The organism is Sphingomonas sp. PEI4 (genome assembly GCF_056679955.1).
Genome location: NZ_CM155258.1, coordinates 109,733 through 130,848 on the forward strand (window position 1 = coordinate 109,733; position 21,116 = coordinate 130,848).

A 21,116-nucleotide genomic window follows, 5' to 3' on the forward strand; every position below is an offset into this window, starting at 1 on the left:
CGCTCAGATTGCGCTCAGCAGATGCTCCGCCGAGCTCACGTTGAACTCGCCCGGTGCCTCGACGTTCAGCTGTTCCACCACGCCATCGTTGACGATCATCGAATAGCGCTGGCTGCGGATGCCCATGCCGTAGCCCGATCCGTCCATCGTCAGCCCGATCGCCTTCGCGAAATCGCCATTGCCGTCCGCCAGCAACGTGATGTCGCCCGCACCCGCCGACTTGCCCCACGCGCCCATCACGAACGCGTCGTTGACCGAGACGCACGCGACCTCGTCGATCCCCTTGGCCTTCAGCTCCGCTTCCTTCTCGACAAAACCGGGCAGATGCTTGGCCGAGCAGGTCGGCGTGAACGCGCCGGGAACGGCGAACAACGCGACCTTGCGGCCCTTGAAGAAGCTGTCGGTGTCGACCTGATCGGGGCCATCAGCCATGGCCTTGACGAGAGTGGTAGTGGGAAGCCGGTCGCCGACGCTGATCGTCATCTGAAATCTCCTGTCGCCGCGAGCTGGTCTCGGGCGAGCCGTACCTTGGACGCGGCCACGGGTATTTCAAGCGTGGCGGGGGACCCTGTGCGTCGCTATGGTGCAACGCATGGACAAGACGCCCTTTCTTTCCGGACAATTCCTGCTCGCGATGCCGGGGATGAGCGACCCGCGGTTCGCGCGCGCGGTGATCGCCATCTGCAGCCATGACGAGAGCGGTGCGATCGGCATCGGGATCGGCGCAACGATCGACGGGCTCGGCTTCCACGATCTGCTGGAACAGTTCGGGATCCAGCCCGGCGACGCGCCCAACGCACCGGTGCATTTCGGTGGCCCGGTCGAGCCTCGTCGCGGGTTTGTGGTGCATTCGTCCGACTGGGGCGGGCAGGATTCGGTGGACGTCGCCGGCCGCTGGAAGCTGTCGAGCACGGTCGACGTGCTGCGCGCGATCGCCGAAGGGAAGGGTCCTTCGCAGTGGGTCGTGGCGCTGGGCTATGCCGGCTGGGACGGCGGGCAGCTGGAGGGCGAATTGTCGCGTCCGGGGTGGTTCAACGTCCTCGGGGATGCCGAACTTCTGTTCGATACCGCGGCAGAGGACCGTTGGACGATGGCCTTCGCGCAGGCCGGCGTAGACCCAAGGCTGCTCGTTGCGGAAACGGGGAGAGCCTGACCGCCCGTTCTCCTGCGAACGCAGGAGTCCAGGGTAACGAACGGTGTCCCGCGCAATCCTGGGCTCCTGCGTTCGCAGGAGAGCAGAAGGTCCGCATCTCATCCTGAGGCATCATATAAAGATATCTTTATATTTGATCTGAGGCCCTCGATCCTCTAAGGCGCAGGCCATCCGGCACGGGCATGAGGCTCGCCGATCAAAGATTTTCTAGGAGACTCCTCGTGGCCACCGCAATCGCGCCTACGAAGAACGACTATGTCGTCGCCGACATCAGCCTCGCCGATTTCGGCCGCGCCGAGATCAACATCGCCGAGACCGAGATGCCCGGCCTGATGTCCCTGCGCACCGAATTCGGTCCTACGCAGCCGCTGAAGGGCGCGCGGATCACCGGTTCGCTGCACATGACGATCCAGACCGCCGTCCTGATCGAGACGCTGACCGCGCTCGGCGCCGATGTCCGCTGGGCGACCTGCAACATCTTCTCGACGCAGGACCATGCCGCCGCCGCGATCGCCGCGACGGGCGTGCCGGTGTTCGCGATCAAGGGTGAGAGCCTCGCGGATTACTGGAACTATGTCGGCGACATCTTCGCATGGGATCGTGAAGTAGAAGGCCAGACCGCCAACATCATCCTCGATGACGGCGGCGATGCGACGATGTTCGCACTCTGGGGCGCCAAGCTCGAAGCCGGCCACACGATGCCCGAGCCCGAGAACGAGGAAGAGGTCGAGATGCAGCGTGCGCTCAAGGCGTACGTCGCGAAGAACCCGGGTTACTTGACCGAGACCGTCAAGAACCTGAAGGGCGTTTCGGAAGAGACCACCACCGGCGTTCACCGCCTGTACGAGATCGCCAAGAAGGGCGAGCTTCCCTTCCCTGCGATCAACGTCAACGACTCGGTCACCAAGTCGAAGTTCGACAACCTCTACGGCTGCAAAGAATCGCTGGTCGACGCGATCCGTCGCGCGACCGACGTCATGCTCGCCGGCAAGGTTGCCGCGGTTGCCGGTTTCGGTGACGTCGGCAAGGGCTCGGCCCAGTCGCTCCGCAACGGCGGCGCGCGCGTGATGGTCACCGAAGTCGATCCGATCTGCGCACTGCAGGCGGCGATGGAGGGCTTCGAGGTCGTGACGATGGAAGAGGCCGTGACCCGCGCCGACATCTTCGTGACCGCGACCGGCAACGCCGACGTCATCACCGCCGATCACATGAAGGCGATGAAGCCGATGTCGATCGTCTGCAACATCGGCCACTTCGACTCGGAGATCCAGATCGCCGCGCTGTCGAACTACGAGTGGACCGAAGTGAAGCCCGGCACCGACCTCGTGAAGTTCCCGGACGGCAAGCAGATCATCATCCTGGCGAAGGGTCGCCTGGTGAACCTCGGTTGCGCCACCGGCCACCCGTCGTTCGTGATGTCGGCCTCGCTCACCAACCAGACGCTCGCGCAGATCGAGCTCTGGACCAAGGGTGAGAACTACAAGAACGAAGTCTACGTCCTGCCCAAGCACCTCGACGAGAAGGTCGCGATGCTCCACCTCGAAAAGCTCGGCGTGAAGCTGTCGAAGCTTTCGGACAAGCAGGCCGGCTATATCGGCGTGCCGGTCGAAGGCCCGTTCAAGCCGGACCATTACCGCTACTAAGATAGCCGCCGCGACCGTCGGTTAAGAGGCCGCGTCCGCCATTTGGTGGGCGCGGCCTTTTTACGTCCGAGCAGGGGCACAAGGGCCGATGGAACCCAGACAGCATCTCGGCCGGGCAGGTAGATTAAGACGGAACGTCACGGCCGGAAGCGTCGATGCCTGGAAGCGGATCATCCGCCGACGTGTCGCGATGGCGGGTTCTTGCGTTGCTAACCAAGGACATCGACCCCGACCCAGATCGCCGCGAGGCTGCAATCCTGCCCGAGCGAATGGCCCTGCCTCGATCAGATCGCGAGGGCTGCTGCTGCCCCGGGCAGAATAAAGGCGCTAATCCGCTTTTCCTTGGTGGACGAGTTCGTGATCATCGGGCGACGACTGCGACTATATTGTCATCGCTGTTGCGGTCGACATAGAGGGTATAGGGATCGATCCCTGCAAAGGCAGGACGCCGTTTCGTAACTATGCGCACGCTTTGCACCCCCGACTTTATCGGACGGCGTTTCTTCAGGATGACATCCTTCGCAGCAAAACTGCCGAGGCCGGGACGCTGATCGAAGACACCGATGTCGATGTCGTCGTTCAAGCGTGCGGATTTCTCCACGCCGGCGCCGTTCGCATAAACCTTGCTCGCCTCCACGATGAGCGTTGTTTCGAAATTCCCGCCGGCCAGCTTGCGTGTCGTGGCGGATGTCGCCTTGAGGTCGTACACGGTAATGCGGTCGAGTAGATCGAGGACGAGTTCGCGCTCTGCCGGTGTTCGCGCCAGAGACAGGAAGCCGTCGACCAGTTCAGTCGAGCGAGGGTAGGGGCGGCCCTTGAACCGGTAGCGGTTCAGGAGGTCGCGCAACATCGCGTTGACGCGCGCCTCTCCCAGCCGATCCTGCAGCAGGTACATCACGACCGAGCCCTTGCGGTAGTGGATATAGCCCTGGTTCTCGACGCGATCGAGCGGAACCTCCTCCACGACTTCGCCGCCGCGTGAGCGAAGATAGGTATCGAGTTCGTATTTCAGAAAGCGCCGGATTTTATCCTCGCCGTACACATGCTTCATGACCATTAGCGCGGAGTATTGCGCCATGGTCTCGACCAGCATCGATCCGCCCTGCATGTCGGCGCTGACCAGCTGGTGTCCCCAATATTGATGGCCCAGCTCATGCGCGGTGACATAGCTGACATAGTCGATCTTCTCGGGGTTTCGCGTGTCGGCGATGAAGCCGATGCGCTCCGAATAAGGGATCGTGCCGGCAAAGGCCTGCGCAAAGCTCTGATAGCCCGGAAACTCGATGATCCGCGCATAATCGAACTGATAGGGTCCGAAGTTGCTGCGGTAATAGCGCAACGACGTCTGCATCGCGTCCAGCATCCGATCGACGTTGAACGCGTGTTGCGGATCGTAGAACACGGTGAGTGCGACGCCGTCGACGAGTTTCGACTTCTGTGCGTAGGCCGCGGACTGAACCGAGAAGAACGCGAGGATCGGCGCGCTGGAGACGAAGCGCGCGGTGCGGCGACCGCCCGCGACAGTATCGCTGACCTTGCGTCCGGGGGCGATCGGTACCTGGCCCGCGATCGTCGAGACGGTGATGTCCGAATTCACCCAGGGTGCGTTGACGATCAGGTTGCGGTCCTGCGCCGATCGGTCCTCGAGCTTGGCCGGACGCAGTTCGGGGGAAAGGCCGTATTTGCGTCGCTTGGCACGGTCCTGCAGCAGGCCGTTGCGGTCCATGCCGAGTTGCGGCGCGAACTCGCCGTTGTTCAGGAAAGTACCGTTGCCGACCAGTCGCGTATCGTCGTTGTTGGCGACGAGGCCACGCTGCCATCGTTGTGATCGGAAGGCGAGACTACCCTTGGCGCCGACTGCCATCGGGGTCGTGAACCGGTAGATGCGGTAATGCAGGTCGGTATCGTCCATCACCAGCCGTGCGCCGGGGATCGTGATGGCACGAATGTGCGTCAGATCGTCCATCAGCCGGACATGGAGGTCGCGTAGCGGCGCACCGGTGTCGTTGACGAAGGCATAGGTGCCATTCGCCTCCATGCGTCGCTGATCGGGATCGAGCGCGATGGCGAGTTGCATGTCGGTGATCGAAGGCTGTTTCAGCGCCGCATATTTGAGATATTTCTTCTCGTACGCCGCCAGCCGCGCCTCACCGTCCTGTTTGGTGCGATAGACGTTCACGACGTCCATATCGTGGTACAGGAATGCACCGGTCGCGGCGGTTACGTACAAGGCACCAGTAAGGATCGCGCCCGGTACGCCGATCAGGCGGCGCGGCATCTGTGCCAGTCGAACCTTGAGTCGCGTCTCAGTCCCGCGCCGCCACAGCAGATGCGCGAACACGCCGAGCGCGACCGCGACGCCGCCCCAATAGAGCCGCAACCACCAGCCCGCCGGGCCGCCGATCTGATCGCCGTTCATGTCGGACAGCTGGGTGTTACCCGTGCTGCCATATTGATAAAGCGGGTGTTCGAACCCGATATTGGTGAGCGTGATCGTGCCCACCAGATAGACGACCATCACTGCCCAACCGACATATTTGTTTGGGCTGATCGCCTGCACAAACACCGCGAGGATGGCGATCAGCAGGCTGTCCGCAGTCATCGGCAGCAGATACCAGAGCAGGTAATGGCCAAGCGCCAAATCGGTCTGGCCGCGTGCGAGCTGGATCATGCAGGCAGTGATCACCGATATGACCAGCGTCGCGAACAGCACCAGCGTTACCGCCAGCACCTTGGGCACGAGGTACGCCCAGTTGGGCAGCGAGGTTGCGTCGATGATCTCGTGCATCCCGCGCTCGCGGTCGCGCCATACGAGCTCCCCCGCATAATAGATCGCGATGATCAGCGGGATGATGCTGAAACTGCCTTGCAGCGTGCCGATCACCGCGAACGTCAGTTGCCGGATCGGTGCGCCGAACATCTCGTTGGCGAATAACATCCCGGCCAACGTGTTGAACAACCCGATGATCAGCAGCACGAGGAACGCAGGACTGCGGAACACGAGCGCCATCTCGAACCGGCAACGCGACGCCAGCCGTGTCCAGCCAGCGGCTTGCGGACGTGCCGGAGGCAGGCGTTCGACCGTCTGGGGTGGCGTTGCGGCAAGCTTCTCGTCGCTCCTGCGCTGTTTCTTCAGTTTGCGCTTCGACATCCCGCGTTCGGCGAAGCTGAACCGGGCATAGGCGATGCCGACCGCTATCAGTCCGAGGGTAAGGGCGATTGCGCGATTGGCGAGCAACGTGCCGGTAAACGGCGGCAGGCCGGCATTGGCCTGGCTGGCGGTCCAGTAGCGCGTGGTCGTTCCGAGCGCACCCAGTCCGAAAAGCTCGACATAGGCACCCACCGCACGCCATTCGGGCTTCGTTCGAAGAATGCCGTTGATCGCGAGATACAACACCAGGAACACGACGACGCCGAGATAGCTGTACATCATCGAGCGCGTCGCGGTGGCGACCGCGAAGAAGATCGCCGACGTCAGGAAGACGTTGGGCAACGCCAGCAGGAAATAGGCGTAGGCATAATCGCGCAACCGGTTCGGTCCGAGCGTTTCGGCATCGATCCAAGGCATCAGCGATCCCAGCCAGATCGCCAGCGGAATTGCCGCGAAGGCAAGCGCCGCCGCGGCGAATGCGCCGAGGAAGCGGGCGATCAGATAATCGAACTTGCCGACGCGCGTCGAGCGTACCATCGGCCCGAACCCGCTCTCGTCGTCGCGCACGATGACGTTCGCGACGAACGCGGTCGTCACGAACATGAAGAACAGCGACATGATCAGATGCACCTGCGCGATCGCGACGGGGGCATTCTTGTGGATGTTGGCGCCGCTGCCGATCTGGATCTGTTCGACGGTCATCGACCCGAACGTCAGCAGGAAGAACAGGATCGCTACCACCCAGAAGACCGGATTGCGTAACTGATAGCGGAGTTCGAAGCGCGCGATCTGGGCGAACATCGCGCTCAGACTGCTGCAGCGGAGGTGGCGGGTTCGTCGACCAGCACGCGTCGCGATCGCGCCAGCGTGGAGAAATACACGTCCTCCAGACCGCCTGCTGCCGCCGTGAAGCCTTCGCCTGGATCGTCGTTCGACAGGATGTGGATGATCGTGCGACCCGCGAACAGCCGTGTCGAGATCACTTCGTAGCGCAGCCGGCATTCGTCGAGTTCGTCGCGCCCGATCGTCTTGGCCCACACTGCACCGCGCGTGCGTGCGATCAGTTCGAGCGGCGCGCCTTCGAGCTGGATACGGCCCGCTGCCAACACCGCCATGCGCGGGCACAGATCGGCTACGTCCTCGACGATATGCGTCGACAGGATGACGACGACGTTCTCGCCGATCTCGGCCAGAAGGTTCAGGAAGCGGTTGCGCTCTTCGGGGTCGAGTCCGGCGGTCGGTTCATCGACGATGATGAGTTCGGGATTGCCGATCAGCGCTTGCGCGATGCCGAAACGTTGCCGCATTCCGCCCGAGAAACCGGCGATCGCCTTTTTGCGGACCGACCAGAGATTGGTCTGGTTGAGGAGCGTCTCGACGGTGTCCTTGCGCTCCTTCGCGGATGCCACGCCTTTCAGCACGGCCATGTGATCCAGCATGTCGTAGGCCGATACCCGCGGGTACACACCGAAATCCTGCGGGAGATAGCCAAGCCGTTCGCGGAGCGCTTCGGGATTCGCGATCACGTCGATCTCCCCGAACCGGATCGAGCCCGACGTCGGCGTCTGCAACGTGGCGACTGTGCGCATCAGCGTCGACTTGCCCGCGCCATTGGGACCAAGGAGCCCGAACATTCCGTTGGGTACGTGCAGCGTGACGGCGTCGAGCGCGCGTGTCCCGTTGGCATAAATTTGCGTGACGTTCTCGAGATCGAGCATGGAGACCCTTCCGATTTGTCGTCAACCTACCCGGTGTATTGCTCGAGTAAAGCGGTTTATGCCTCGATTTGGATGGACCGTCTGGTGCCGGTGATTGAACCGGCATCTGCCATGCGGGCGCAGGCGTATGATCCAGGTTTCGGGGATCGACATCCTCTCGGCCTTTGTGGTTGGTTGCGTATTTTCTGATGGTGGACCGCCCACAGTACCGCGAGCACTTGTGCAACGTTCTATAGGATGAAGGGCCGGCGGCAATGCTATCGACACGCGCGTTGATCTGCGTGTGGTAACCGCGCCCGTCGCCGTGGGAATGCGTGCCGCTATGCCACGAGGCGATTGACTATCCGCCTGCGTTCGGCCCGGGTTCCGGCGGCTCGGTCCATCGTCCGAACACTGCGGACCGGAACAACGGGCTTGCGCCACCTGCGACCGGATCGACGCCCAGCGCCTCCATAATCTTCCGTGCATCCCGTACGCTCAGCGACACGTCGACGTCGCCCACGTTGATCGGCGAGACGCCGTGCAACGCCACTGCGGCGCTGGAGATCACCCACCAGGGATCGAGGGCATCGCGCAGCACCTCCGTCGTCATAACGAGCGTTCGGCGAAGATCGGCAGGCAACATCCGTGCACACTAGCCGATCATCATCGAGGGGCAATCGCGTCGACCCGGACCCTTATCGGCCCTCGCGCATTCGTTGTCCAAGTAGCAAGCGGGAACATGCATGACGATCGAAGTCGCCGACCGACCGAATAAACACGTGCCGAATGAACATGGGGCGGAGACGATGCCGGACCGCTTGGCGCTGCCAATCTGGACGCTGATCGCACCGGGACTAGGCCTCATCGCCGTGCTTGTCGGCCTTGCAAAGATGGGGGCGCTCGGCACCGCCGCCGCCGTAATCGTCCTGATAGGCAGCGTGCTTGCAGCGGTGCATCACGCCGAGGTCATCGCGCACAAGGTCGGCGAGCCGTTCGGCACGCTCGTCCTCGCGATTGCCGTTACGGTGATTGAGGTGTCGCTGATCGTTTCGCTGATGCTGGCCGATGCGGGCGACGCGACCACGCTCGCGCGCGACACGGTGTTCGCGGCGATCATGATCATCCTCAACTTCATTATCGGCATCTGCCTGCTGGCGGGCGCGGTCCGGCATCACGAGCAGCGGTTCACGTTGAAGGGCATGACTGCGGCGCTTGGCGTGCTCGCAGCAATGGCGGTGCTGTCGCTGATCCTGCCGAACTACACCTCGTCGACGGCGGGACCGACCTACGCATCGTCGCAGTTGATGTTCGTCGCGATCGTGTCGCTGGTCCTCTACGGCACGTTCGTCCTGGTCCAGACGGTCCGCCACCGCGATTATTTCCTGCCCTCGACCGACGACAAGGACGATCACGCCGCCCCGCCATCAGGGCGCGCGACCGGGATCGCCTTCGCGGCGTTGCTGGTGGCACTCGTCTCGGTGGTGTTGCTCGCCAAGACGCTGTCGCCGACGATCGAAGCCGCAGTCATCGGCGCCGGGCTGCCGCTGACCGTGGTCGGCGTAATTATCGCCGCGTTGGTGCTCGCGCCGGAAAGCCTGGCCGCCTACAAGTCCGCACGCCGCAACCGGTTGCAGACCAGCCTCAACCTCGCGCTCGGCTCCGCACTCGCGACGATCGGTCTGACGATCCCGAGCGTTGCGATCGTGTCGCTCGTGCTCGACCTGCCGATCGCGCTCGGCATCGATGCGAAGAGCATGACGCTGCTCGCGCTGTCGCTGTTCGTCGCGACGCTGTCGCTCGGTACCGGGCGGACGACGGTGTTGCAGGGCGTCGTCCACCTCGTGATCTTCGCGGCCTATCTGTTCACGACGGTGGTGCCCTAAGCTCAGGGACCTTGCGTCGACAGGTATTCGATGACGTCGGCGCGGTCCTTCGGGTCGGGGAGGCCTGCGAACGCCATCGTCGTGCCGGGCACCATCCGCCGCGGGTTGGTGAGCCAGACGTCCATCCGCTTGGCGTCCCATTTGCCGCCGAGCGCCTTCAGTCCGGCGGTGTACGAGAAGCGCGGGCGGCGCTCGCCAATCGGGTTGCCCATCACGCCGTAGAGATTGGGACCATCCGTATCGCCCCCATATTGCCCGATCGTGTGGCACGCGGTGCAGCGTCGGAACACGCGCTCGCCCCGCGCGATCTGGTCGGTCGCGCCGGTGTCCGGACCCGAACCGCACCCGGCGAGTGCCAGCGTCAGCAGGAGCCAGCCCGCGGCCTTCATCGTCTCTGGCGTGCCGCCAAGGCTAGGCCGGCGGCGATCTGCACGACCGCATAAAGGCGTCTGCGGCCGGGGCGGTCGACGAACGGTTTCACCAGCTTCTCCGTACCAAGCGCGTCGTCCTTCCAGAGATCGACGTGTCGACGCGGCTGAAGCAGGCCGATCAGGCCGTCCCCGACCGCAAAGATCGCCGCCATCTCCGCCGCGCGCGATCCCCAGACGTTCCCCTGCGAACGCAGGGGGCCAGGAGCCTCAGGCGTCGTCTCTTGAGACCCTGGGTCTCCGCGTTCGCGGGGGAACGGCGGAGAGGTCATTGCGCTTTCACCTTCGCAGCTTGCGCGGCTTTCCAGGCCGCCACGTCTTCCAGCGCGACACTACGCCGCAGGACCAGCGCATCGGGGTCGATCACGACATGCGCGCCGGCCGGGACGGACACGCTCGCCTTCCCCCCGGTCATCGGCAAAGTCCGCGTCTTACCATCGATCTGCACCTGAACCGGCAGCGGGAAGGGGCCACTACCCGGCACTTTCCACGCCAGCGACAGCGTATTCCCCGTCCGCGTCTCGACCAGTTCGGGCAGAGCCGCCTGACGAAGATACACGTCGAAGAACCATTTATAATCCTTCCCCGTCACCTGCCGGACGAGCGCCTCATACTCCATCGTCGACCCAAACCGAGGCGTAAAATTTCCTGGCTTCGGATCCGCGCGCCCATACACCGCCAGCCGCGTGACGTCGAAGAACGCCTTGTCGCCGATCAACCCACGCAGCGTGTGGAGCATCCAGGAGCCTTTGTAATAAATGTCCTGCCCGGCGCCGCCCTTGTCGAGCTCGTACACCTCCTCTTCGGTGGTGACGCGCTGCTGCGTGATCGGCTTCAGGTTCATGATCGAGGTCCGCTCACCCTGCATCATCGCCGCATAGCGCGCACGCCCCTCGCGCCATTGGCCGTAGAGCGGCTGCATGTACGTACCATAGCCCTCGTGCAGCCAGTAATCGTCCCAATTGGCGGCGGTCAGCTGGTTGCCGAACCACTCATGCGCGAACTCGTGCTGGAACAGCCAGTCGAACCCTTCCGGCGCCTTGGCATAGTCGTTGCCGTACGCGTTGATCGTCTGGTGCTCCATGCCCTTGTGCGGCGTCTCGACCACGCCGAGCTTCTCGTCGCCGAACGGATAGGGGCCGATCATGCTCTCGAAGAAATCGAGCGTCGGCGCGAATTCGGCAAAGAGCTTCTCCGCCTGCGCCTTTTCGCCCGGCAGATACCAGTAATGCATCGGAATGCTGTTGCCGAAGCGGCTCTTGTACGCGCCGCTGATCTCCTCGTACGGCCCGACGTTGAGCGCGATGCCATAGGTGTTGGGATGCTTGGCGCGCCAGTTCCACGTCGTTCGGCCATCCGCCAGCGTATCGACGCCGAGCAGCACGCCGTTCGAAGGCGCCTTCAGCCCCTTCGGCACGGTGATGTGCAGCGTGACCAGCGCTGGCTCGCCGGTCGGGAAATCGAGGCACGGCCAGAACAGGTCGCAGCCATAGCCCTCCGCAGTGGTCGCGAACCAGGTTCGGCCATCGGGCGTCTTCGACCAGACCATCCCGTCGTCCCACGGCGCCTTCACCGCGACGTGTGGCGTGCCGCCATAGGTGATCTTCGCGGTGACCTTGCCGCCTGCTGCGACGGGCTTGGGTAGCGTGATCGTGAGCCGTCCCTCGGGATTGCTCCACGCCGAGGGCGCGAGCGCAACGCCGTCGATCGCGATCGCGGTGACCGGCAGATTACGGTCGAGGTCGATCGGCAGGCGGGTGAGTGGCGCCTTCGCGGTGAAGACCAAGGTGGCCACCCCGTTCAGGCTCTCCGTGTCGGGCAGGACCTCGATTGCGAGATCGGCGCTGTCGAAGCGGAGCGCGGTCTGCTCCGGCGTCAGCACCCCGCCGGAGCGCTGCGTCTGAGCGGTAATTGCGGGCTCGCCCTTCTTTGGAAGCGGGGCGGCGGCGAGAAGCGCGGTGGCGCTGGCGGCGAGGAGGAGGCGCGAGATCATGGGCGGCGTTCTCGCGCGGAGGTCGGAGCGATACAAGCCCCTCCGTCATGCCGGGCTCGTCCCGGCATCCACCGTTCCGCACACTCGATAGACGTGAGTTCGCGGAACGGTGGACCCCGGAACACGTCCGGGGTGACGGAGGTGAGCGCGGCCGATCCGACCCTTCCACATACCGATCCACCACCAACCAATTGATGGACGGTTCATCCTCACCATATAGGGTAAGAGATTGCCCCCCATGCAGGCACCCACCGGAGCGTTCATGACCCAGTACCCCGTCCTTCCTCTTCGCGACATCGTCGTGTTCCCGCACATGATCGTGCCGCTGTTCGTCGGCCGCGATAAATCCGTTGCCGCGCTCGAAGCGGCGATGGCGGCGGACAAGGAGATCTATCTCGTCGCGCAGGTCGACCCGGCCGAGGACGATCCCTCGCGCGACGCCCTGTATTCGATGGGCGTCACCGCGACCGTCTTGCAACTGTTGAAGCTCCCCGATGGCACCGTCCGCGTGCTCGTCGAAGGCAAGCAGCGCGCGACGCTGGAGACGCTGGACGAGAGCGGCGACTTCCTGACCGCTACCGTAGAACCAGTTTCCGATGCCGAAGTCGAAGGCGCCGAGGTTACTGCGCTGATGCGCTCGGTGGTCGACCAGTTCGAGAATTACGCCAAGCTCAACCGCAAGCTCGCCTCCGAGACCGCGGTCCAGATGTCGGAGATCGAGGACGCGTCGAAGCTGTCCGACGCGGTCGTCGCCAACATCGCGATCAAGGTCGCCGAGAAGCAGGCGATGCTGGTCGAGACCAACCCGTCCAAGCGCCTCGAAATGGCGATGGTCGCGATGGAGGGCGAGCTGGGCGTCCTGCAGGTCGAGAAGAAGATCAAGAGCCGCGTCAAGCGCCAGATGGAAAAGACGCAGCGCGAATATTACCTCAACGAGCAGTTGAAGGCGATCCAGCGCGAACTCGGCAACGAGGACGGCGAGGGCGAAGGCGACGAGATCGCCGAGCTGACGCAGAAGATCGCAACGCTCAAGATGAGCAAGGAAGCGCGTTCGAAGGCGACGGGCGAGCTGAAGAAGCTGAAGACGATGGCACCGATGAGCGCCGAGGCGACCGTCGTGCGCAACTATCTCGACGTGCTGCTCGGCCTGCCATGGGGCAAGAAGTCGAAGATCAAGAAGGACATCGCCGCCGCGCAGGTGACGCTGGACGAGGATCATTACGCGCTCGAGAAGGTCAAGGACCGGATCGTCGAGTATCTCGCGGTGCAGGCTCGCACCAACAAGCTGAAGGGGCCGATCTTGTGCCTCGTCGGCCCTCCCGGCGTCGGCAAGACCTCGCTCGGCAAGTCGATCGCCAAGGCAACCGGACGCGAGTTCATCCGTCAGTCGCTCGGCGGCGTGCGTGACGAAGCCGAGATTCGCGGCCATCGTCGGACGTATATCGGCTCGTTGCCGGGCAAGATCGTGACGAACCTGAAAAAGGCCGGCACCTCGAACCCGCTGTTCCTGCTCGACGAGATCGACAAGCTCGGTCAGGATTTCCGTGGTGATCCTGCGTCGGCGTTGCTGGAGGTCCTTGACCCTGAGCAGAACGGCAAGTTCCAGGATCATTATCTGGAGGTCGATATCGACCTTTCGGACGTGATGTTCGTCTGCACGGCCAACACGCTGAACCTGCCGCAGGCGCTGCTCGATCGCATGGAGATCATCCGTCTGGAGGGCTATACCGAGGACGAGAAGGTCGAGATCGCCGAACGCCATCTGGTCGAGAAGCAGATCGAGGCGCATGGCCTGAAGCCGGGTGAGTTCACGCTGACGCAGGAGGGGCTTCGTACGCTCATCCAACAGTACACGCGTGAGGCCGGCGTGCGTACGCTGGAGCGCGAGATCGCCAAGCTGTGCCGCAAGGCGCTGCGCCAGATCCTTGAGAACAAGACCACCAGCGTCACGATCACGCCCGAGAACATCGGCGAGTATGCCGGTGTGCAAAAGTATCGCCACGGGCTCAGCGAGACCGAGCATCAGATCGGTGCGGTGACGGGTCTGGCCTGGACCGAAGTCGGTGGCGAGCTGCTGACGATCGAGAGCGTCACGGTGTCCGGCAAGGGTGCTGCCAAGCTCACGGGTACGCTCGGCGACGTGATGAAGGAGTCGATCGAGACCGCGTTCAGCTATGTGAAGGCTCGCGCGCCCAGCTACGGCATCAAGCCGTCGCTGTTCAACCGCAAGGACATCCACATCCATCTTCCCGAGGGTGCGACGCCCAAGGACGGTCCTTCGGCGGGCGTCGGGATCGTGACGTCGATCGTCTCGACGATGACGGGTATCCCCGTGCGGCGCGAAGTGGCGATGACCGGCGAGGTCACGCTGCGTGGTCGCGTGCTGCCGATCGGTGGCCTCAAGGAGAAGCTGCTGGCTGCTCTTCGCGGCGGTATCGAGACGGTGCTGATCCCGGCCGAGAACGAAAAGGACCTCGTGGAGATACCGGCGAACATCAAGGCGGGGCTCAAGATCATTCCCGTCAAGCATGTCGACGAGGTGCTTCGCCTGGCGTTGACAGAACCGCTCGAAGCGATCGAGTGGACCGATGCCGACGAACTGGCGGCCTTGCCGCCGGCACCGATCGCACCGGTCGGGGGTGGCCTTCACCACTGATCCATGTTTGGATTGTAAGCGATGACGCGGCGGTTTCGTTTGACAGCAGACGGGGCCGCCGCATTATTGCGCGCTGACTGCGACCGTGATTCATTCGCGGCCGAATTGAGACATTCCGGGGGACTATATGAACAAGCAGGAACTGATCGCGACGGTTGCCGACACGTCCGGGCTCGTGAAGGCCGACGCGGTCAAGGCTGTCGAGGCGGTGTTCGACGCGATCGAGGCCTCGCTCAAGAAGGGCGACGAGGTTCGCCTGGTCGGCTTCGGCACGTTCTCGATCTCGAAGCGCAAGGCGTCGACCGGCCGCAATCCCCGTACCGGTGAACCGATGACGATCAAGGCGTCGACCCAGCCGAAGTTCAAGGCCGGCAAGGGCCTGAAGGACGCGGTCAACTAGGACCGGGGTCGATAGGGCTGGACAGGCAGGCGCGGCCTGCCTAAAGGCCCGCTTCCGAACGAGTTTCGGGCGCGTAGCTCAGTGGTAGAGCACACCCTTCACACGGGTGGGGTCGCTGGTTCAATCCCAGCCGCGCCCACCAGATTTACGCCGGTTTCTTCGCACGAAGGGGCCGGCGTTGCTGTTTCTGGCGTCGGCCGGTGTAGCGTGATCTTACGGCAGGCTTCGTCCCCAAAAATTCCGTCATCCTGACGAAAGTCAGGATCCAGGGTAATCAAGCGCAATCCTCCTTGGCACTGGATCCTGACTTTCGTCAGGATGACGGGGTGGTTTTCCTGGCGCGGCGTGCGGCGAAGATCAGTAGTCCGCGCAACATGACATCTTCTTCATTAGGCTGGTTCGTTCGATCGAACTAAACGCCCCGCGTGGTCCAGTCCCGACTCCTAGACATCGCGATCAGCGAATTCGGCAGCAAGGGGCTGGAGGGGGCAAGCACGCGCGCGATCGCGGCGGCGGCGGGCACGGCGATGTCGTCGATCACCTATCATTACGGCGGTAAGGACGGGCTGTACCTCGCCGCGGCGGATCGGATCGCCGAGCGCATGTCCGCGATGATGATCGAGCCGTTCGACGTACCCGTCGGGGTCGTCGAGGACGCCGCCGCAGCACGCACCCGTATCCACCGGATATTCGCGCGGCTCGCGGATAAGATGGCGAGCGACGAGAACGCCGACTGGACGCTGTTCATCCTGCGCGAGCAGATGAAACCTGGTGCGGGGTTCGAGCGGATCTATGGCGGTGTGATGGGGCAGATGATCGAGACGCTTGCTCATCTCGTCGCCACCGCGACCGGCTGTACCAGCGCGCGCGTCGCTCGGATCACGACGATCACGTTGATGGGTCAGGTACTCGCGCTGCGATCGAGCCGCGCCACCTTCCTCAAACTGCTCGGGCGCGATGCGCTCGGGGCCGACGACATTCACGATATCAAGGCGCGGATCGACGCCAATATCGACGCCATTCTCGATTCGATGCGTGCTGAAGAACAGGGCCAGGCATGACCGACCAGACGAACCATTCCGACACCGACCATGACGACGAGGATCGCAAGGGCGATCCGACCGGCGAGGACCAACAGTCCGATACCGAGCAGCAGGACGAGTCCGACGACGACAAGAAGCCGTCGGTGTTCAAGAAACCGCTGTTCTGGATCATCCTCGTCATCGTCGTCGGCGGGCTGATCATCGGCGGCGTGCTCTACTGGCTCCACGCGCGCCAGTTCGAGTCCACGGACGACGCGTTCGTCGACACGCATATCGTCCGTCTTGCGCCACAGGTCGCGGGTACCCTGGTGCAGGTCGCCGACATCGACAATCGCCACGTCGAGGCGGGGCGCCTGCTCGCCGTCATCAAGGCATCCGGCCGCGATGCGCAGGTTGCCGAGGCGCAGGCGAACGAGTCGCAGGCGCGCGCGCAGTTCGCCCAGGCGCAAGCGCAGGTCACCGCCGCCGAGGCCCAGCGCCAGCAGGCCGCGGCCCAGGCGCGCGTGCCGATGGCGGCCGCGGTCAAGGCACAGCAAGATCTCGCACGCTACGAGGCGCTGCTTCGGCTCGATCCGAGCGCAGTCGCCGGGCAGCAGCTCGATCAGGCGCGAGCCACCGCCCGACAGACCGCCGCCGATGCCGCCGCCGCCCGCGAGCAGATCGACACCGCGACCGCCCAGATCAGCGTCGCCCGCAAGCAGGTCGGCGCGGCGAAGTCGGTGATCGACGCCCGCCGCGCGCAGGTCGAGCAGGCGAACGTCACGATCGGCGATCTCCGCCTGACCGCGCCGGTCGCAGGGCAGGTCGTCAACCGCTCGGTCAATGTCGGTTCCTATGTCGCGCCCGGTACGCAGTTGATGGCGATCGTTCCCGACACGATGTGGGTGACGGCCAATTTCAAGGAAACGCAGCTCACGCTGATGAAGATCGGCCAGCCCGTCGACATCCATGTCGACGCCTATCCCGGCGTCGACTTCAAGGGGCATGTCGACTCGATCCAGCGCGGTGCCGGCCAGGCGTTCGCGCTGCTGCCTCCACAAAACGCCACCGGCAACTATGTGAAGGTCGTCCAGCGCGTTCCGGTGCGGATCGTGTTCGACGCGAAGAACGGTCCCGATCCGAAGCGGTATCCGATCGGCCCGGGCATGTCGGTGGTGCCGACGGTCAAGGTTCGCTGAGGTGGCAAAGGCTCCCTCCAAGGCTGGGGCCAAGGTCGACGCGGGCGGCGGCCATACCTGGTCGCCGAGCCGGTCGGCGGCGGGCAAGTACAGCCCGTGGCTGATCGTCGCGATCATCTCGATCCCGACTTTCATGGAGGTGCTCGACACCTCGATCGCCAACGTCGCGCTCGATCACATCTCGGGCGGGCTGTCGATCACCACCGATCAGGCGACCTGGGTGCTGACCAGCTACCTCGTCGCCAACGCGATCGTCATCCCGATCTCCGGCTGGCTGTCGGACGCGATCGGCCGGAAGCGCTATTTCCTTCTTTCGATCGCGCTGTTCACGCTCGCGTCGCTGCTCTGCGGCCTCGCGCCAAACATCGGTACACTGGTCGTCGCGCGCGTGCTGCAAGGCATCGGCGGCGGCGGATTGGCGCCGGTCGAACAGTCGATCCTCGCCGATACCTTCCCGCCCAAGCAACGCGGGATGGCGTTCGCCGCCTTCGCGATCGTCGTCGTCGTGGGCCCCGTGCTGGGGCCCACGCTCGGCGGCTACATCGTCGAATATTCGAGCTGGCACTGGGTGTTCCTGATCAACGTCCCCGTCGGCATCGGTGCGTGGTTCCTGGTCGAGACGTTCGTCGATGAACCGCCGCAGGTGAAGAAGGACCGTGACGAGCGGTTCAAGAACGGCCTGACGATCGATTACGTCGGCGTCGCGCTGGTCGCGCTGGGGCTCGGCTTCCTCGAACTCACCTTCGATCGCGGGGAGCGCGAAGACTGGTTCGCGAGCGGCTTCATCGTCATGTCGGCCATCATTGCCGCGGTGTCGCTGGTCAGCCTCGTCATCTGGGAGCTGAACCACAAGGACCCGGTGATCGACCTGAAGCTGATGAAGAACCGCAACTTCGCGCTGACGATCGGCATCATGGGCGTCACCGGCATGATCCTGTTCGGCACGACGCAGCTCATCCCGCAGATGCTGCAACAGGTGCTCGGTTACAGCTCGCTGGATGCCGGCCTCGCGCTGACCGCCGGCGGTCTCGCGACGCTCGTCATGGTGCCGTTCGCCGGGCGGCTGAGCGGTCTTATCGACGTGCGCCTCCTCCTGTTCCCGGCGTTGCTGGTGCAGGCGTTCGCGTTGTGGAACATGAGCCACCTGACCGCGGACATCGCGTTCTCCGATGCGGCGTTCGCGCGGCTGTTCCAGGCGATGGCGCTGCCGTTCCTGTTCGTGCCGATCAACGCGATCGCCTATGTCGGGCTGAAGCAGACGCAGACCGCACAGGCGTCGAGCCTGCTCAACGTCTCGCGCAATCTCGGCGGCACGATCGGCATCTGCTTTGCGCAGACGCAGCTTGCGGGCGGACTGCAGCGGCACCAGTCGGAACTCACGCAGACGCTCAACCCGCTCGATCCGAACTACAACGACTGGATGCAGAAGGCGGCGGACGCGTTTGCGGGGCAGGGCGATCCGACCACCACGCCGCTCGCGGTGCTCTACAGCCAGATGCAGCGGCAGGCGACGATGCTCGCGTTTCTCGACGTGTTCCGCGCGATGATGGTGGTCGTGCTGTGCGTCGCGCCACTGGTTCTATTCATGCGCTCCGGCAAGACCGGCGGCGCGCCCTCGGGAGGGATGCATTGATGCGTGCGCGGTTCATGGTGGTTGCGGTTGCGGCCCTGCTCGCGGGGTGCACCGTCGGCCCGAATTACACACCGCCGGAGATGGCGGTGCCGCCGTCGTTCGTCGGTCCGCAGGCCACAGTAGGTGCGACCGTTGATCCGGCGCGCTGGTGGTCGGCGTTCGGCGATCCGCAACTCGACGGGCTCGTCGAGCGCGCGCTGAAGGGCAATCCCGACGTCGCCATCGCCGCCTCGCGCGTGCGGCAGGCTCGGTTGCAGGAAATCGTCGCGCGCTCGCAAGGCCTGCCGAGCGTCAACGCCAGCGCCAGCCCGAGCCATGTCGAGTTCAGCAGGAACGCCGGCCTCTCATCGATCGCGCGTGCGTTCGGCGGCGGCACGGGGGCGGGCGGCACCGGCTCGACCGGCGGCATCGCTTTGCCTGGCAGCGGGATCACGACGTACTCGGTCGGCTTCGACGCGAGCTGGGAGCTCGACCTGTTCGGTGGCGTCCGGCGCAGCACCGAAGGGGCGCGTGCTCGTACCGAAGCGGCGGTCTGGTCCAAGCGTGACGCCGCTGTGACGCTCGCCGCCGAGGTGGCGCAGGCCTATTTTGCGCTCCGGCTCGACCAGGCGCAGATCGCGACGATCGAGGGCGAGATCGCCAACCAGCGCCGTGCTCTGACCATTGCCGGCAACATCGCCAAGGTGGGCCTCGTCCCGCCGATTGACGTGACGCGACAGCGTGCCTCGATCACCTCGACCGAAGCGCGCGCCGAACCGGTCCGCGCCGATGTCGATGTCCGCATGCACGCGCTCGCGATTCTGCTTGGTGAACCACCCGCGACGCTGATGACCGAACTCGCGGCGCCCTCGGTCGCGCCGCTCGGCGTGCCAGCGATCCCGGCTGGCTTGCCGTCGGAGCTATTACGGCGTCGCCCCGATGTCCGCGCGGCCGAACGCGATCTCGCGGCCTCGACCGCGGATATCGGCGTTGCGGTGGCGGACATGTATCCGAAGTTCAGCCTTACCGGCATGGGCCAGCTGATCTCCACCGCGCTCGGCAACCTGTTCTCGGGCGACAGCCTCCAGTTGACCGCGAGCGGTGCCGCGCAGTTCCCGTTGCTCGACTGGGGTCGGCGCAAGGCGACCGTGAAGTCGCGTGAGGAGGACCGCGAGCAGGCGTATCTGCGCTATCGTTCGACCGTGTTGCAGGCGTTGCGCGATGTCGAGGATCCGCTCGCACAGATCGCCGCCGAGCGACGCCGGAACGCGGCTTTGCAACGGGCTGTGGTCGATGCGCGGAGCAGCGCGAAGGCGGCGGAGTCGCAGTATCGCACCGGATTCGTCGCGCAGAATACGCTGCTGGACGCGGAGACGGACGTGTTGGCCGCGCGCGAACAGCTGGTGTCGAGCGATGCGCAATTGCGGCAGCTGACGGTGGCGTTGTTCAAGGCGCTTGGCGGTGGCTGGGAACAGGCGGAGTAAGGGCGCGCGCTAACACATCTGTTACCCGCGCTTAATTGTTCTCCCGCGAAGGCGGAAGCCCAGTCTGGGCTCCCGCCTTCGCGGGAGAACAAGGAAGTGGAGAACTGTACCCGTTCCCCATACACCACCCCGGCGAAGGCCGGGGCCCAATTGGGGGACGTCGGTAACATGGGGATGCGCCTCATTCCTACGACCTTGCCAATTAGACCCCGGCCTTCGCCGGGGTGGTGGTCAGCTCAGAGGTCTGAAGGTTTCAGCAGCTAGAAGGGCGGCCACCGACCGCCCCAAAATCACTTCTTCTTGTTCTTCCGCGCCGCATACTTCGCGTCACGAATCGCCTTCTTCTCGGCGTCGGTCAGCTCAACCTTGGCCTCGGCCTCGCGCTTCTTCGCGGCAGCAGCCTCGGCCTCGGCCTTCTTGGCAGCCTTGGCCTCGTCCTCGGCAGCACGCTTGGCCGCACGCTTCTCGCGCTCGGCGAGTTCCTTGGCTTCGCGCGCGGCGAGACGCTCGGCAACGACGGCTTCGTCGATCGGTGGCTTGGCGCGCAGGGCTTCCAGCGCCTTCTGCTTGGCGGCGGCTGCGCTGCTCGTACGGTCCTGGAAGCTGGGGTCCTTGAAAGAGGCCATTGTCGTAGAATAATCCTGTAATATCGGTCTGGCCGCCCGCACGCAGGAATGCGTGGGCAGTGACGCTGGCTGCGCCCTTAAATCATCGCGCGCCGGATCGGAAGAGATGTGTTCGCGCACGCCCTTTTCAAGGCGCAGGACATTTGCGGTGTCATCGATACGTCAC

At 64.2% G+C, this 21,116-nt stretch carries 17 protein-coding genes and 1 tRNA gene; 10 read left to right on the plus strand and 8 right to left on the minus strand.

What is annotated here, in order from left to right:
* Nucleotides 1–3 precede the first annotated feature (3 nt).
* Nucleotides 4–483 (minus strand): redoxin family protein, encoded by a 480-nt coding sequence (locus tag AC1MLZ_RS00535; protein ID WP_480959957.1) that lies wholly within the window; start codon nucleotides 481–483, stop codon nucleotides 4–6.
* A gap of 109 nt (nucleotides 484–592) precedes the next feature.
* Here AC1MLZ_RS00535 and AC1MLZ_RS00540 point away from each other — a divergent pair, with 109 nt between their 5' ends.
* Nucleotides 593–1,153 (plus strand): YqgE/AlgH family protein, encoded by a 561-nt coding sequence (locus AC1MLZ_RS00540; RefSeq protein WP_480959958.1) that lies wholly within the window; start codon nucleotides 593–595, stop codon nucleotides 1,151–1,153.
* Between the two features lie 221 nt (nucleotides 1,154–1,374).
* Entirely contained in the window at nucleotides 1,375–2,796 is a 1,422-nt protein-coding gene (gene ahcY, locus AC1MLZ_RS00545) for an adenosylhomocysteinase (protein ID WP_480959959.1), read from the plus strand.
* 361 nt (nucleotides 2,797–3,157) lie between these two features.
* Here the strand turns inward: ahcY and AC1MLZ_RS00550 are convergent, their stop codons facing one another.
* The 3 genes from AC1MLZ_RS00550 to AC1MLZ_RS00560 form a co-directional block, all read right to left on the minus strand.
* Nucleotides 3,158–6,748 carry an ABC transporter permease/M1 family aminopeptidase gene (locus tag AC1MLZ_RS00550; RefSeq protein ID WP_480959960.1) on the minus strand — a complete coding sequence of 1,197 codons (3,591 nt, stop codon included), beginning with the start codon at nucleotides 6,746–6,748 and terminating at the stop codon, nucleotides 3,158–3,160.
* A gap of 5 nt (nucleotides 6,749–6,753) precedes the next feature.
* Entirely contained in the window at nucleotides 6,754–7,665 is a 912-nt protein-coding gene (locus tag AC1MLZ_RS00555; protein ID WP_480959961.1) for an ABC transporter ATP-binding protein, read from the minus strand.
* A gap of 340 nt (nucleotides 7,666–8,005) precedes the next feature.
* Entirely contained in the window at nucleotides 8,006–8,290 is a 285-nt protein-coding gene (locus AC1MLZ_RS00560) for a hypothetical protein (protein WP_480959962.1), read from the minus strand.
* A gap of 100 nt (nucleotides 8,291–8,390) precedes the next feature.
* Between AC1MLZ_RS00560 and AC1MLZ_RS00565 the strand changes: the two genes are divergently transcribed.
* A complete protein-coding gene (locus AC1MLZ_RS00565) occupies nucleotides 8,391–9,530 on the plus strand; it encodes a calcium:cation antiporter (RefSeq protein ID WP_480959963.1) in 1,140 nt (379 codons plus the stop codon).
* Between the two features lie 2 nt (nucleotides 9,531–9,532).
* Here AC1MLZ_RS00565 and AC1MLZ_RS00570 read toward each other — a convergent pair whose 3' ends face one another.
* From AC1MLZ_RS00570 to AC1MLZ_RS00580, 3 genes are all read right to left on the minus strand, one after another.
* The gene (locus AC1MLZ_RS00570; protein WP_480959964.1) at nucleotides 9,533–9,919 is read right to left on the minus strand and encodes a c-type cytochrome; all 387 of its coding nucleotides are present in this window, start codon (nucleotides 9,917–9,919) and stop codon (nucleotides 9,533–9,535) included.
* Nucleotides 9,916–10,113, minus strand: a complete 198-nt coding sequence (locus AC1MLZ_RS00575) for a hypothetical protein (protein WP_480959965.1) — start codon at nucleotides 10,111–10,113, stop codon at nucleotides 9,916–9,918. Before AC1MLZ_RS00575 ends, AC1MLZ_RS00570 begins: the two co-directional genes overlap by 4 nt.
* 113 nt (nucleotides 10,114–10,226) lie before the next feature.
* Nucleotides 10,227–11,951, minus strand: a complete 1,725-nt coding sequence (locus AC1MLZ_RS00580; RefSeq protein ID WP_480959966.1) for a M1 family metallopeptidase — start codon at nucleotides 11,949–11,951, stop codon at nucleotides 10,227–10,229.
* 262 nt (nucleotides 11,952–12,213) lie between these two features.
* Between AC1MLZ_RS00580 and lon the strand changes: the two genes are divergently transcribed.
* From lon to AC1MLZ_RS00615, 7 genes are all read left to right on the plus strand, one after another.
* Nucleotides 12,214–14,607 (plus strand): endopeptidase La, encoded by a 2,394-nt coding sequence (gene lon, locus AC1MLZ_RS00585; protein ID WP_480959967.1) that lies wholly within the window; start codon nucleotides 12,214–12,216, stop codon nucleotides 14,605–14,607.
* A 127-nt stretch (nucleotides 14,608–14,734) separates the two neighbouring features.
* Entirely contained in the window at nucleotides 14,735–15,007 is a 273-nt protein-coding gene (locus tag AC1MLZ_RS00590) for an HU family DNA-binding protein (RefSeq protein ID WP_056048186.1), read from the plus strand.
* A 67-nt stretch (nucleotides 15,008–15,074) separates the two neighbouring features.
* Nucleotides 15,075–15,149: transfer RNA gene (locus AC1MLZ_RS00595), tRNA-Val, on the plus strand.
* Between the two features lie 283 nt (nucleotides 15,150–15,432).
* Nucleotides 15,433–16,068: a CerR family C-terminal domain-containing protein gene (locus AC1MLZ_RS00600; RefSeq protein ID WP_480959968.1), complete on the plus strand. Its 636-nt coding sequence runs from the start codon at nucleotides 15,433–15,435 to the stop codon at nucleotides 16,066–16,068.
* A complete protein-coding gene (locus AC1MLZ_RS00605) occupies nucleotides 16,065–17,228 on the plus strand; it encodes an HlyD family secretion protein (protein ID WP_480959969.1) in 1,164 nt (387 codons plus the stop codon). The genes AC1MLZ_RS00600 and AC1MLZ_RS00605 overlap by 4 nt, the downstream gene beginning before the upstream one ends.
* Before the next feature lies 1 nt (nucleotide 17,229).
* Nucleotides 17,230–18,861: a DHA2 family efflux MFS transporter permease subunit gene (locus tag AC1MLZ_RS00610; protein ID WP_480959970.1), complete on the plus strand. Its 1,632-nt coding sequence runs from the start codon at nucleotides 17,230–17,232 to the stop codon at nucleotides 18,859–18,861.
* The gene (locus AC1MLZ_RS00615) at nucleotides 18,861–20,324 is read left to right on the plus strand and encodes an efflux transporter outer membrane subunit (protein WP_480959971.1); all 1,464 of its coding nucleotides are present in this window, start codon (nucleotides 18,861–18,863) and stop codon (nucleotides 20,322–20,324) included. The genes AC1MLZ_RS00610 and AC1MLZ_RS00615 overlap by 1 nt, the downstream gene beginning before the upstream one ends.
* A gap of 290 nt (nucleotides 20,325–20,614) precedes the next feature.
* Here AC1MLZ_RS00615 and AC1MLZ_RS00620 read toward each other — a convergent pair whose 3' ends face one another.
* A complete protein-coding gene (locus AC1MLZ_RS00620; protein WP_056058003.1) occupies nucleotides 20,615–20,950 on the minus strand; it encodes a DUF6481 family protein in 336 nt (111 codons plus the stop codon).
* Nucleotides 20,951–21,116: the final 166 nt, after the last annotated feature.